13 protein-coding genes are annotated in these 13883 nt (G+C 55.9%); 7 read left to right on the top strand and 6 right to left on the bottom strand.

The features are described from left to right. Window positions 1-9 precede the first annotated feature (9 nt). Both SK62_RS03775 and SK62_RS03780 read right to left on the bottom strand, forming a co-directional pair. Window positions 10-912: a carbohydrate ABC transporter permease gene (locus tag SK62_RS03775; RefSeq protein WP_003862827.1), complete on the bottom strand. Its 903-nt coding sequence runs from the start codon at window positions 910-912 to the stop codon at window positions 10-12. After that, on the bottom strand, window positions 905-1795 hold the full coding sequence (locus tag SK62_RS03780) for a carbohydrate ABC transporter permease (RefSeq protein ID WP_003862825.1): 891 nt from the start codon (window positions 1793-1795) through the stop codon (window positions 905-907). The genes SK62_RS03775 and SK62_RS03780 overlap by 8 nt, the downstream gene beginning before the upstream one ends. A gap of 544 nt (window positions 1796-2339) precedes the next feature. Here SK62_RS03780 and wzz(fepE) point away from each other — a divergent pair. Further along, a complete protein-coding gene (gene wzz(fepE), locus SK62_RS03785) occupies window positions 2340-3476 on the top strand; it encodes an LPS O-antigen length regulator Wzz(fepE) (RefSeq protein WP_023314779.1) in 1137 nt (378 codons plus the stop codon). A gap of 33 nt (window positions 3477-3509) precedes the next feature. Here the strand turns inward: wzz(fepE) and SK62_RS03790 are convergent, their stop codons facing one another. Next, window positions 3510-3833 (bottom strand): cupin domain-containing protein, encoded by a 324-nt coding sequence (locus SK62_RS03790; RefSeq protein ID WP_039269867.1) that lies wholly within the window; start codon window positions 3831-3833, stop codon window positions 3510-3512. A 135-nt stretch (window positions 3834-3968) separates the two neighbouring features. Here SK62_RS03790 and SK62_RS03795 point away from each other — a divergent pair, with 135 nt between their 5' ends. After that, window positions 3969-4661, top strand: coding sequence for an aspartate/glutamate racemase (locus SK62_RS03795; RefSeq protein WP_047719229.1), 693 nt, complete (start codon window positions 3969-3971; stop codon window positions 4659-4661). On the opposite strand, the gene SK62_RS03800 is transcribed toward SK62_RS03795, so the two are convergent. Then, a complete protein-coding gene (locus SK62_RS03800) occupies window positions 4656-5582 on the bottom strand; it encodes a LysR family transcriptional regulator (RefSeq protein ID WP_047719230.1) in 927 nt (308 codons plus the stop codon). The two genes, SK62_RS03795 and SK62_RS03800, sit on opposite strands and share 6 nt — an antisense overlap. 120 nt (window positions 5583-5702) lie before the next feature. Here SK62_RS03800 and lysA point away from each other — a divergent pair, with 120 nt between their 5' ends. Further along, window positions 5703-6965: a diaminopimelate decarboxylase gene (lysA, locus tag SK62_RS03805; RefSeq protein ID WP_017692727.1), complete on the top strand. Its 1263-nt coding sequence runs from the start codon at window positions 5703-5705 to the stop codon at window positions 6963-6965. On the opposite strand, the gene SK62_RS03810 is transcribed toward lysA, so the two are convergent. Next, window positions 6935-7972 (bottom strand): LacI family DNA-binding transcriptional regulator, encoded by a 1038-nt coding sequence (locus SK62_RS03810; protein ID WP_003862814.1) that lies wholly within the window; start codon window positions 7970-7972, stop codon window positions 6935-6937. The two genes, lysA and SK62_RS03810, sit on opposite strands and share 31 nt — an antisense overlap. A gap of 299 nt (window positions 7973-8271) precedes the next feature. Here SK62_RS03810 and SK62_RS03815 point away from each other — a divergent pair, with 299 nt between their 5' ends. From SK62_RS03815 to SK62_RS03830, 4 genes are all read left to right on the top strand, one after another. Next, window positions 8272-9597 (top strand): PTS sugar transporter subunit IIC, encoded by a 1326-nt coding sequence (locus SK62_RS03815; RefSeq protein WP_047719231.1) that lies wholly within the window; start codon window positions 8272-8274, stop codon window positions 9595-9597. Window positions 9598-9604: 7 nt separating this feature from the next. Continuing rightward, window positions 9605-11032, top strand: a complete 1428-nt coding sequence (locus tag SK62_RS03820; RefSeq protein WP_047719232.1) for a glycoside hydrolase family 1 protein — start codon at window positions 9605-9607, stop codon at window positions 11030-11032. Window positions 11033-11110: 78 nt separating this feature from the next. Beyond that, a complete protein-coding gene (locus SK62_RS03825; RefSeq protein WP_003862809.1) occupies window positions 11111-11884 on the top strand; it encodes a GntR family transcriptional regulator in 774 nt (257 codons plus the stop codon). After that, entirely contained in the window at window positions 11881-12357 is a 477-nt protein-coding gene (locus SK62_RS03830) for a GNAT family N-acetyltransferase (protein ID WP_048249294.1), read from the top strand. The genes SK62_RS03825 and SK62_RS03830 overlap by 4 nt, the downstream gene beginning before the upstream one ends. On the opposite strand, the gene galR is transcribed toward SK62_RS03830, so the two are convergent. Next, the gene (galR, locus tag SK62_RS03835; protein WP_003862806.1) at window positions 12312-13334 is read right to left on the bottom strand and encodes an HTH-type transcriptional regulator GalR; all 1023 of its coding nucleotides are present in this window, start codon (window positions 13332-13334) and stop codon (window positions 12312-12314) included. The two genes, SK62_RS03830 and galR, sit on opposite strands and share 46 nt — an antisense overlap. Window positions 13335-13883 lie beyond the last annotated feature (549 nt).

A 13883-nucleotide genomic window follows, 5' to 3' on the forward strand; every position in this document is an offset into this window, starting at 1 on the left:
ATTTCCCTCTTAACCTTTAATTCCGCTGCTGGTGACGCCCTGTACGAAGTAGCGCTGTGCCAGGAAGAAGACAATGATGGATGGCAGAATGGAGATGCTCGCCATTGCCAGAATTTCGTTCCACGGCGCGCCTTCGGTGACGTCGATGGACATTTTCAGCGCCAGTGCGATGGGGTATTTATCCACGCTGTAGACGTAAATCAGCGGCCCGATAAAGTCGTTCATGGACCACATGAACTGGAACAGGGCGACGGAGATAATGGCCGGTTTCAGGATCGGCACCACCACGTACCACAGCACCTGAATGGAGTTACAGCCGTCTATCTGCGCCGCCTCTTCCATGTCACGCGGGACGCCGCGCAGGAACTGGATCAGCATGAAGACGAAGAACCCCTGAGTGGCGAAGGCCAGCGGCAGGTACAGCGGCATATAGCTGTTGAGCATGCCCATTTCACGGAACATCAGGTACTGCGGGATCAGCAGCACGGTGCTGGGCAGCAGCATGGTGGTGATGAGCGTGGCGAACCAGAACTTTTTCCACGGGATCTCGAAGCGGGCAAAGCCGTACGCCACGATGGTGGAGGAGATAATGGTCAGGATCACTTTCGGGATCACATACTTAAAGGTATTCAGCATGTAATGGCCGAAGTTGTACTCGGTGCCGGTTTTCCAGCCGTTTACGAAACCATCCCAGGTGGCGTGGGCTGGCCACAGGCTCAGGGTGGTGAAGATCTCGTGGTTCGGTTTGAACGACGCGGAGAACATCCACACCAGCGGGTAAAGCATCAGCAGGCCGACAACCAGCAGGATCACATAGCGAACGGAGGCGTTGATTTTCTCTCTGCGCAGCGTGCGGGCCACTTCGCGTTCGGCGACGCTTCTTGCCGTGGAGAGTTGTTGAATATCAGCCATTTTTGCCTCCTTTATCGGCGGAGTAAAACACCCAGTATTTCGACGACTTAAAGGCGATACCGGCGAAGACGGCCACCACCAGGAACAGGATCCACGCCAGCGCCGCGCCATAGCCCATATCGAAATACTTGAACGCGGTGTCGTAGATGTAGAGCGAGAACAGATAGGTCGAATAGGTTGGCCCGCCGCCGGTAATGACGTACGGCCCGGTAAATTCCTGGAACGCCTGCGTGGTCTGCATGATGAAGTTGAAGAAGATCACCGGCGTAATCAGCGGCACGGTCACCTTCATGAACATCTGCCATTTCGATGCGCCATCGATCATTGCCGCTTCATACTGGGACTGCGGTACGTTTTGCAGCGCGGCCAGGAAGATGACCATCGCGGAACCGAACTGCCAGACGCGCAGCAGGGTAACGGACATCAGCGCCAGCGACGGCTCGCCCAGCCAGTTCACCGGATCAAAGCCAAATACGCCGATAAAGCTGTTCAGCAGACCATCAATGGCAAATAAGGCGCGCCACAATACGGCAATGGCGACGGAGCTGCCGAGGATCGACGGAATATAGTAGGCCGTTCGGAAAAAGCCGATGCCGCGTAATTTAAAGTTCAGGACAAAGGCAATTCCTAATGCAAAGGCGAGCTTTAACGGGATGGTTAAAAATACATAGGCAAAGGTCACGCCCATGGATTTCCAGAAGAGCGTGTCTTCGGTAAACATGTAGCGATAGTTTTCAATGCCGTTAAACACCGGCGGACTCATCAAATCGTAATCCGTAAAGCTGAGGAAAAACGATGAGACGAAGGGGAATGCCGTAAAGAGTATCAGCCCGATGATGTAGGGTGATATCCATGCGAGCCCCAGCAGCTTGTTTTCATTCATACATACCTACCTGGCAATCAATGGTTTAATACGAAATCTGCTTTGTTACATTTTCCCAGGCCTGCGATGCGCGGCATGAGAGCTGAAATTCAGGGTGCAACGTCTGGAAAAGGCGAAATCTACGTTTGTTTTTTAACGCTTTTTTGTCTTTCTTTGTGCTGTAAGTGCTTCTGGTTTCAAAAGAGCTGAACCGGTGTTCTTGGATACTAAAACATCGTTTTATTTTATATTATTGCGATTTATTTCTGCGTCATTCGCTTAATGGTGGAAATGTGATCGGCGTCGAAACGCTGTTTCAATATAGTGAGGGAGGTGGCATTTTTGACTTTTCACGAAGCTTTGCCGCCGGCCATGAGGAAGAGATAACGAAGCAAAAAGGGAGCGGGAATAAGAATAGTCACGCAGCGTGGCTAACTACCAGATCTGATAGCAGGTCTACAGATGTACCAATTCGTCATTCAGATAATTCTTACATTCTTGTATGATTTGTTACACCGGAACCAGTCAGGCAGAATTTCACTGCATCCTTAAAAGAAGAACAGTTATGTCAGCGATGGATTTCAAAAAACATACGGATCTCAACTTTCCTCACTATGCTCCCCCGGCGGTCAGCGCTAAAGAAATAGATCTTCTGGGTCTGCTGGACGTCCTGCTGGCAGCAAAAAAACGCATCATCACCATTGTCTTTGCATTTGCACTGGTCGGCCTGGCTATCGCCTTTCTGATACCGCAAAAATGGACCAGTAAAGCGGTCATTACGCCCGCGGAACAGACGCAGTGGAGTTCGCTGCGCCAGATGATGGTGGCGCTCCAGGTGCTTGATGTCGACGTGAAAATTACCCGTGCGGATGTGTTTAATCTGTTTATCAAAAAGTTTCAGTCCCAGTCTCTGCTTGAAGAGTACATGAAGAGCTCACCCTACGTGATGGCTCAGCTCGATGGCGCTGAGGTTGATCCGCTGGAGCTGCACCGCGCGGTGGTCAATATTGCCGAAAAGATGAAGGCTGTTGATAACACGCAGGAAAAAAACGCTGATAAAGCACCGTACCTCTCCTGGACGTTAAGCTTCACTGCCCCAACGGCAGAGGACGCGCAGAAAGTGTTGAATGGTTACATTCAGTACATCTCCCGCATCGTCGAGCAGGAGACCATGCAAAACATTCGCGATCAGCTGATCCTGAGAACCAAAACGGTTCAGCAGCAGCTGGAACTGGATCGGGTCCGTCTGACAAATATCCATAATACCAACCTGCAACGCCTGAACTACTCGCTGGAAGTGGCGAACGCGGCAGGGATCAAAAAGCCGGTCTACAGCAATGGACAGGCGGTGAAAGACGATCCGGATTATTCCGTCGCCCTCGGTGCGGACGGGATTGCGCAGAAATTGCAGATTGAAAAAAATCTGAAGGACGTTTCTGAGCTGAACGCCGATTTCCAGAACCGCGAATACTATCTGGCACAGCTGCAAAAACTCTCCTTCGAAGATGTGAGCCTGGAGCCGTTCAAATACCAGCTCTCTCCTTCTATGCCGGTGAAAAAAGATGGCCCGGGCAAAGCCCTGATTGTGCTGCTGGCGTGTATTCTGGGTGGACTGTTCGCCTGTGGCAGCGTGCTGTTGCGCGAGGCAATGAGCACCCGCAACCCGCTGCCGGAACAACTTCCTGAGCCGGTTACGGAATAACATTAAAAAAGGCGCTCAACTGAGCGCCTTTTTTTATTTCAGGAAATCTTCGCGTACCGGCGTAAAGGTATCCAGCAGGGTGCCGGGTTTCAGGCAAACGCAGCCGTGCATCACGTGCGGCGCTTTATAGAGGGTGTCGCCCGCGGTCACCACATGCTTCTCCTCGCCGATGGTGAACTCAAACTCCCCCGAGAGAACGTAGGTGAGCTGCTCATGCGGGTGGTTATGCATCGGGCCAATCGCGCCTTGTTCGAAATTCACTTCCACCGCCATCATCCTGCCGTCGTGCGCCAGAATACGACGCGTCACGCCGTTGCCCAGATCCTCAAGCGTGGTCTCTTTATGGAAAATAAACATATTTTCGCCCTGTTATGTAATGAAACATTGTTTCAATTAACTTATCGCACCCGCAGAGAAAAGGAAACGTTTAGCCAAATAACTGGAAAGGCGATCACAAGTTTGCTTCACTGGGTGAAATGCACAGGAGGAAAGATGAAAACGATCGGTCTGTTAGGGGGCATGAGCTGGGAATCAACGATCCCGTACTACCGCCTGATTAATGAAGGCGTCAAACAGCGTCTGGGCGGTCTGCATTCGGCCAGCCTGCTGCTGCACAGCGTGGATTTCCATGAGATAGAAGCCTGCCAGTCGAGCGGGGAGTGGGACAAAGCGGGGCAGATGCTGGCGGACGCCGCGCTCGGGCTGGAGCGTGCGGGCGCGCAGGCTATTCTGCTGTGTACCAACACCATGCATAAGGTGGCGTCGCACATTGAAGAGCGCTGTTCGCTGCCGTTCTTACATATCGCGGATGCCACCGGGCGAGCCATACGTGCCGCCGGCATGACGCGCGTGGCGCTGCTGGGGACGCGCTACACCATGGAGCAGGATTTTTACCGCGGGCGGCTGAGCAGCCAGTTCGGGATTGAAAGCCTGATCCCGGAAGAGGCTGACAGGGCGCGCATTAACCAGATTATTTTTGATGAGCTGTGTCTGGGCACCTTCAGCGAAACGTCGCGCGCCTTGTATGTCAGCGTGATTGAGAAACTGGCGCAGCAGGGGGCGGAAGGGGTCATCTTCGGCTGTACCGAAATTGGCCTGCTGGTGCCGGCAGACCAAAGCCCGATACCGGTCTTCGATACCGCCGCCATCCATGCCGCCGATGCGGTGGAGTTTATGCTGTCATAAAGGTTTTTGCAGGTCAGGTAAGCGAAGCGCCACCCGACGCGCGTGCGCAATCAGGTGTTCACTAAACGCATCAACCAGCGCTGAGGCGGGCCGGTGCAGCGGGCGGATCAGGCTCACGGTAAAGGGAACGGAAACGCTAAAACGGCGCAGAACCACGCCGCTGCTGGCGTAGTCCATGGCCGTGAGCGGGTTCACCACCGAAATACCCACGCCCGCGCGCACCATCGCGCAAATAGACGCCGCACTGTGCGTTTCCATCACCATCCGCCGCTTCACCTGATGCTCGGCAAACAGGCCATCCAGAAGCTGCCGGTAGCTGTCGGTCTGCGACAGGCTGATATAGTTCTCACCGTGAAAATCCGCCGGGGTCAGCACCGTTTTGTGGGCAAGCGTGTGGCTGGCAGGCAGCACGCAGACCTCATCCAGCGACAGCAGCTCCGTGCGTTCCGTTCCCGCTGGCGTGACGAGGGTTTCGGTCAGACCCAGATCGTGGCGCTGGGCCGAAAGCCACTCCTCCAGCAGCGGCGACTCCTGCGGCACGATGGTCAGGCTGACCTCCGGATAGCGGGCCAGAAACGGCTGTAACAGTACCGGCAGGAATGACTGGGAAAAGACCGGCAGGCAGACGATGGACAGCTCGCCCTGGCGGAACTCCCTCAGGCTCTCTGCCGCGCTCACGATCCTGTCCAGCCCGTACCAGGAGCGCTGAACCTCCTCAAACAGACGTAAACCCTGCACCGTTGGATGCAGCCTGCCGCGGGTGCGTTCAAACAGCTTCAGCCCCAGCACTTTCTCAAAACGCGCCAGCTCGCGGCTGACCGTCGGCTGCGAAGTGTGCAGCATGTGCGCGGCTTCAGTGAGATTGCCGGTGGTCATTACCGCATGAAAAATCTCGATATGGCGTAGGTTAACGGCGGGCATAGGGCACCTGATGGCTGAGCGTAGTCCATATCATTTTTGCATAGACTCACGATAAAACGATATTTTTTATTCTCTTCAGGCTATGGCGTAATGATAAAAAACAGATTTCCGGAGACGACCATGCCACGCCCACTCAACCAGACCGAGACCGATTTAAACGCCGATAACCTGCTGCGCCTGCCTGCCGAATTCGGCTGCCCGGTGTGGGTCTACGATGCGCAGATTGTCCGCGAGAAGATCGCCGCGCTGCATCAGTTTGACGTGGTGCGTTTTGCGCAGAAGGCCTGCTCCAATATTCATATTCTGCGCCTGATGCGCGAGCAGGGCGTGAAGGTTGACTCCGTATCGCTGGGTGAAATCGAACGTGCGCTAGCGGCTGGGTTTGATCCGAAAGCCGACAGCGACGCGATCGTCTTCACCGCTGACCTGATTGACGACGCCACGCTGGCGCGCGTGCACGAGCTGCAAATCCCGGTCAATGCCGGTTCGGTGGATATGCTGGAACAGCTTGGGCAGGTCTCTCCTGGCCATCGCGTCTGGCTGCGCATCAACCCGGGCTTTGGGCACGGCCACAGTCAGAAAACCAACACCGGGGGCGAAAACAGCAAGCACGGGATCTGGTATGCCGATATGCCTGCGGCGCTGGAGGTTTTACAACGCTACAACCTCAAGCTGGTGGGCATTCACATGCATATCGGGTCCGGCGTGGATTACGGCCATCTTGAGCAGGTCTGTGGCGCCATGGTGCGTCAGGTTATCGATTTTGGTCAGGATCTGGAGGCGATCTCCGCCGGGGGAGGGCTTTCGATTCCTTACCGCGAAGGGGAAGAGGCGATCGACACGGATCACTATTACGGCCTGTGGAGCGCCGCGCGTGACAGCATCGCCGCCCATCTGGGCCATGCGGTGAAGCTGGAGATTGAGCCGGGTCGTTTCCTGGTTGCCGAGGCCGGCGTGCTGGTGGCGCAGGTGCGGAGCGTGAAGGAGATGGGAAGCCGTCACTTTGTGCTGATTGATGCTGGCTTCAACGATCTGATGCGCCCGTCCATGTACGGCAGCTATCATCACATCACCGCACTTGCCGCCGATGGCCGCGATCTGGTTAACGCCCCGCGCATCGAGACCGTTGTTGCCGGCCCGCTGTGTGAATCCGGTGACGTCTTTACTCAGCAGGAAGGCGGGAAAGTCGAAACCCGTTCGCTGCCAGAGGTAAAACCGGGAGATTATCTGGTGCTGCATGATACCGGTGCGTACGGGGCGTCTATGTCTTCCAACTACAATAGCCGCCCGCTGCTGCCGGAAGTGCTGTTTGATAACGGCGTGGCGCGGCTGATTCGCCGTCGCCAGACCATTCAGGAGCTGCTGGCGTTAGAGCTGGTCTGATTAAACCAGGGCCCTGTTGTCACCGAATCGCGTAACACCAGGGTGCCGGTGAACGGCGGGATCGCTTCAACCGGCTGGTTTTTTGCCAGCCGGATCGCCTGGTCGATCGCCGTGACGATCATGTTGTCGATCGGCAGATACACCGACGACAGGGCAGGCTCCAGCCACTTTGCGCTGGGGGCATCGTCAAAACCAAACAGCGAAATATCCTGCGGGATCTTCAGCCCGGCCTGGTGTAATGCTTTGGAGGCGCCCAGGGCCATATCATCGTTACAGGCAAACAGGGCGCTGAACGATGTCTTTTCCGCAATCAGCTCCTTGCACAGCTCGTAACCCCGCGTCATGCCTGCATCGCCGTATTTAATCCGCCGCTCGTCGAGACGAATACCGTGCTTCTCCAGCGCCTTACGGTAGCCCATCAGTCGCGCTTTACCCGTTGGCGTGTGGATCGGGACGGTGATACAGGCGATCTCCCGGTGGCCCTGGCTTATCAGGTAATCCACCGCTTTGAAGGCTGCGTCCTGCTGTTCAAAGAAGACGCAGCGATCCGCCGCCTGGCTCACTTCACGGTTAATGATCACCAGCGGCGTCTGCACGCTGTTGATCAGCTTCAGGATCGTCTTTTCGCTCATGTAACGCGTATACAGCACGATGGCGTCGCACTTGCGATCGGCGAGCATCTGGACCGCCTGTTCTTCCTGCTCAGGGGCGTCGTGACCGTCGGTAACAATCAGCTGTTTTCCGTGCTTTTCGGTCTGCCGTGACGCCTGCTGTAGCAAACGACCAAAGTAAAAACCGTCGAACGTCGAGACGACCAGACCAATGCTGTTGCTGGTCTGGTTAGCCAGCGAACGCGCGAGAAAGTTCGGACGATAGCCCAGCTCCTCCATCGCGCGAAATACCTGCTGACGCGTGCTCTCTTTAACCTGACCTGTGCCGTTCAGCACGCGCGAAACGGTGGCCTTCGACACGCCCGCACGCAGTGAGACATCCAGCATTGTTGCCATTCGAAATTCCTGTTTCCACGTAATGGTTTGCAGTTTAACACAGACCATCCGGCGCATAAGCGACGTGGGAAGGGCAAAACCCCATAACGATCACGCTTTTCGGTAACGATCCTCGCCCGCGGGATAAACGCCTGTCATTGGCATGCCAAAATGGTGATAAATCGCAATCTGGAATACCTCTTACCTCATTGAGAGCTTAATCACAGAACAAAGCGCCTGTGGACGCTATTTTTGGCATACCAATAGTATCCGGCTGTCCATCTTATTCAATAAAAGCCCTTTTACTGAGGTATTACCCTATGGCATTTCAGGAAAAACTGATCGACGCTCTGGGCAGTTTTGCCACCACCTTCAACAGCTATCGCTATATCCAGGCGATCAAGTCTGCGTTTATTACCTTAATGCCGGTCATCATTGTGGGGGCGTTCTCGGTACTGATCTCCAATATGGTGCTGGATCCGAAAAACGGCCTGGCGAGCTTTCAGTCGCTGTCGTTTCTGGCGGAGTTAAAGCCGATCACCAGTGCGCTGAACTATGCCACGCTCAACTTTCTCAACATCGGCGCGGTGTTTTTAATCGGCATTGAGCTGGGGCGTATTAACGGCATTAAGTCCCTGTTCCCCGGCCTGCTGGCGGTGATCTGCTTTATCTGCGTGACGCCGACCACGGTGGAAATGCTGGTGGACGGCGAGATGCACGTGGTGAAAGACGTGCTGCTGCGCCAGTTCTCGGATACCCGCAGCCTGTTCCTCGGCATGTTTATCGCCATCCTGTCAGTGGAGATTTACTGCTGGCTGGAAAACCGCAAGGGACTGAAAATCAGGATGCCAGACACGGTGCCGCCGAACGTCGCCGCGTCGTTCTCTGCGCTGATCCCGGCCATTATCACCACCACCGCCATCGCCACCTTTGGCTTCGTGTTTCATCGGGTTACCGGAATGTATCTCTACGACGCGGTTTACCAGGTGGTGCAACAGCCGCTGGAGCGCGTGGTGCAAAGCCTGCCGGGGATCCTGCTGCTGATGTTTGTCGCCCAGCTGTTCTGGGTGATTGGTATTCACGGCAACCAGATGATCAAGCCGATCCGCGAGCCGCTGCTGCTGGGGGCAATCACCGTTAACATGAGCGCGTTCGAGCAGGGCAAAGAGGTGCCAAACATCATCACCATGCCGTTCTGGGACGTCTATATGAGCATCGGCGGCTCCGGCCTGACCATCGGCCTGCTGATCGCGGTGATGATTGCCACCAAACGCAAAGAGATGAAGGAGATCGCTAAGCTCTCCATCGGGCCGGGTATTTTTAACATCAACGAGCCGGTGATCTTCGGGATGCCAGTCATGCTCAACCCGATCCTGGCTATCCCGTTCATCATCACGCCGCTGGTGACGGGCTCGATTGGCTACTTTGCCACCGTGACCGGATTTGCCGGGAAAGCCGTGGTGATGGTGCCCTGGACCACGCCGCCGCTGATCAACGCCTGGCTGTCAACCGCGGGCTCCATGGGGGCGGTGATCACCCAGTTTATCTGCATCGTGACCGCGGTGATTATCTATCTGCCGTTTGTGAAAATTGCCTCACGCCGCGCAGATCAGGCCGCACTGCAACAAGCCACCGATAACGCATGAGGACAGGATGAGCATAAAACAGATAACCATACCGCCAGATTTTATGCTGGGCGCGGCGGCATCGGCCTGGCAGACCGAGGGCTGGAGCGGCAAAAAGCCGGGGCAGGATTCGTGGATCGATCTCTGGTACAAGAACGATCGTCACGTCTGGCACAACGGCTACGGCCCGGCGGTGGCAACCGACTTTATCAATCGCTTTCGCGAAGACGTGGCGCTGATGAAGCAGGCGGGACTGACGCACTATCGCACCTCGATCAACTGGTCGCGCTTTTTGACCGACTATGAAAACGCCACCGTAGATGAAGAGTACGCCGCCTATTACGACGCGCTGTTCGATGAAATGCACCGTCAGGGCATTGAGCCGATGATCTGCCTGGAACACTACGAATTGCCGGGCGTGCTGCTGGAGACCTACGGCGGCTGGGCGTCGAAGCACGTCGTCGAGCTGTTCGTTCGCTATGCGGAAAAGGTGTTTGAGCGCTTTCACGGCAAAGTCACCCGCTGGTTTACCTTCAACGAGCCGATTGTGGTCCAGACGCGCGTCTACCTTGACGCACTGCGCTGGCCCTATGAGCAGAACACCAGCACCTGGATGCAGTGGAACCACCATAAGGTGCTGGCGACGGCGAAAGTGGTGAAGCTGTTTCGCGAGAAAGGGTATGACGGCACGGTGGGTTGTATTCTCAACCCGGAGGTGACCTACCCGCGCTCGCGCGCGTCGCATGACGTGCGGGCGGCAGAGATGTACGATCTGTTCTATAACCGCGTCTTTCTTGACCCGCTGGTGCACGGGCGCTATCCGCAGGCGCTTTTTACCCTGCTGGCGCAGCATCAGGTGCAGTGGCATTACACGGCTGACGAGCTGGCGCTGATTGCCGACAACACCGTCGACGAGCTGGGCATTAACCTCTATTACCCGCATCGCGTCAAAGCCCCGTCCCGCGCCTGGCACCCGGAGACGCCGTTCCACCCGGCGTACTACTACGAGCCGTTCGAGCTGCCGGGGCGGAGGATGAACACCTCCCGCGGCTGGGAGATCTTCCCGCGCATTATTTACGACATGGCGATGCGGATTAAAAATGACTATCGCAACATTGACTGGTTTGTAGCGGAAAGCGGGATGGGCGTGGAGAACGAAGCGCAATTTCGCAATCGCGACGGCATTATCGATGACGCGTACCGCATTGCGTTTCTCAGCGAACATCTTTATTACACGCTGCTGGCGCGGGAGGCGGGGGCTAACTGCCACGGCTATATGCTGTGGGCCTTCACCGACAACGTCTCCCCGATGAACGCGTTTAAAAACCGCTACGGGCTTATTGAGATCGACCTTGAAAACCATCGCGCACGGCGGGCAAAGAAATCGGCATCCTGGTTTCGCCAGCTGCGCGATGAGCGTGTGCTGACGCTCAGGGTTGACGATGAATGGAAGTAAGCCTTCTGGTAAAATAGCGCACAAACTGGCCGGGAGGACGTCCGGCCCGCGCATTAACTGAAAAACACAGGTGAAAACGTGGATAAGGCTGTCATCCTGCCGGAAAAAAAACAGTACCAGGAGATTGGCGAGGATTTACGGGCGCAGATTATCCAGGGGCATTATCCCGTGGGATCGCGTCTGCCGCCGGAGCGCAACATCGCCGAGACGTATGGCGTGAGCCGCACTATCGTGCGCGAGGCGCTGCTGATGCTTGAGCTACAGGGGACGGTGGATATTCGCCAGGGGTCTGGCGTGTACGTGATGCGCATTCCGGAGGAGCATGAAAACGAGGAAGAACGTTTTCTGAACAGTGACGTGGGTCCGTTTGAAATTCTTCAGGCGCGCCAGCTGCTTGAAAGCAACATTGCCGCCTTTGCCGCAAAAATGGCGACGCGGGCGGATATTGACAACCTGCGCCGCATCATCGAGCAGGAGCAACGGGCAATTGCCGCCGACGATCGCAGCCAGGACAACAACAAAATGTTCCACCTGGTGCTGGCGGGGGCCACACAAAACCAGATGCTGCTGGCGACCGTTGAAAGCGTCTGGCATCACATGGACAGCAGCCCGCTGTGGCAGCAATTCAACGGCCACATCGCCAGCCGCGCATGGCGGCTGAAATGGCTCGGCGACAGGCAAACCATTCTCGCTGCGCTCCGCCGCCGCGACGTGATGGGGGCGTGGCAGGCGATGTTCCAGCATCTTGAAAACGTCAAAAAGAGCCTGCTTGAGCTGTCAGACGAAGACGCGCCCGATTTTGACGGCTATCTCTTTGAATCGGTCCCCCTTTTCCAGGGGAAACTGGTGTGAATATACTGCCGCTTCACGCTGCGCCGCAGTTTACACAGTGGGTGATCGACTGGATCTGGAACGCGTTTGGTGAAGGTATGCCGCGTGCCTTTTTCCAGAGCATTGTTGAGCACAGCCTGACGCCGGGCGAGTTACCGCTCACCTTTATTGCCGTTGAGGATGACCAGCTGCTGGGCACCGTTGGGTTGTGGCGTTGCGATTTAATTTCCCGGCAGGATCTCTACCCCTGGCTGGCTGCGCTGTATGTCGATGAAGCCGCCCGGGGAAACGGGCTGGCGGGAAAACTTCAGCAGCATGTTATCGGCTACGCGCGACGCGCCGGGTATCACGAGCTTCATCTCTGGTCTGCCTGCCGCGACTTCTACGAACGTTACGGCTGGCACTACATTGGCGATGCGCTGGAATACCCGGATAAAACCGTCCATCTCTATCGCTGTTCGCTCACGGCTTCCGCGGGCGATACCACCGAGTGACGGCGCACTAAGGTTGGGCTGAACAGGTGGGTAATTTCCGGTGGCGGGCGATGCTCGGCCAGCGCTAACGCCAGTTCTGCCGCCTGCGTTGCCATGGTCACAATCGGGTAGCGCACGGTGGTCAGGCGAGGGCGCACGTAGCGCGACACCAGCACATCATCAAAGCCAATCAGCGAAATTTCTGCCGGGACGTCAATCCCGTTATCATTCAGCACGCCCATTGCGCCGGCGGCCATGGAGTCGTTATAGCTGGCCACGGCGGTGAAATTCCGCCCGCGGCCCAGCAGCTCCGTCATCGCCTGCTCGCCGCCACTCTCATCCGGTTCTCCGTACGCCACAAGACGATCGTTGCACGGCAGACCGGCTTCGCGCAGCGCGTCGTAATAGCCCTGAAGGCGATCTTCCGCATCGGAAATTGGGTGGTTGGAGCACAGATAACCAATTCGGGTATGGCCCTGCTGGATCAGATGACGGGTTGCGAGCCATGCGCCGTAACGGTCGTCGAGCGCCACGCAGCGGGTTTCAAAACCGGGAATAATACGGTTGATAATCACCATCCCCGGCATCTGTTTCATCAGATGGATCAGCTCGGCGTCGGGGATCATTTTGGCATGGACCACCAGCGCCGCACAGCGATGACGGATCAGTTGCTCAATGGCCTGGCGCTCTTTCTGTTCATTGTGGTAGCCATTACCAATCAGCAGGAAATTACCGGTGTGATAAGAGACTTGTTCTACGGCTTTGACCATTGCACCGAAAAACGGATCGGATACATCCCCGACCACCAGCCCGATGGTTTCTGTCGACTGCTGGGCAAGGGCGCGCGCGTTGGCGTTAGGGTGATAATTCAGGTTTTCCATGGCGTCCTGCACGGCCTGGCGCGATGCATCACTCGCTTTAGGGGAGTTGTTGATCACGCGGGAGACGGTCGCGACGGAAACACCGGCCAGACGAGCCACATCCTTAATTGTCGCCATTCAATACCTTCTTATTGGGGTAAGCGTTTACACACTAACTAGTGTTGCGGAAAAGCGGCGCGCATTCAAGGGGAGCGGGTGAGCGTCCTCTGCAAACGTGAAGCAGAACATCCCTCGCGGTGTAATCGTTACACAGCCAGTCATGTCTGAATAATGTCAATCTGAACCTTTAGTTACACTTTGCCTCAGGCTGTTGCGATTGTCCGTTAGCAACGATGCGTAGTGAATTGCTAGAGTCGAGATCCCAGAGGTATTGATAGGTGGAATCAACTTCGGTTGATTAACACGATTTACACCAACCTGCGTTTTACGCAGGTTTTTTTTTGCCTGTAAGTTCAACCTGTAACAGCAAAAGAGAATATTCACACCTGGTTGCACTTCGGCTCATTCCCTTGCGTTTTCCCGCTGGCGAAGCCTGTCGCCGGAGGCCACAATCAAGATCCCAGAGGTATTGATTGGTGAGAATTCCTGGTACGTTTTCGTACTCTTCTCTTGCACCAACCTGCGCGGATGCGCAGGTTTTTTTTCGCCTCTGTTTTTGCTATCGCT

Origin of the sequence: Enterobacter sp. BIDMC109 (genome assembly GCF_001037885.1) — a bacterium.
GTDB classification, from domain to species: Bacteria; Pseudomonadota; Gammaproteobacteria; order Enterobacterales; family Enterobacteriaceae; genus Enterobacter; species Enterobacter hormaechei_C.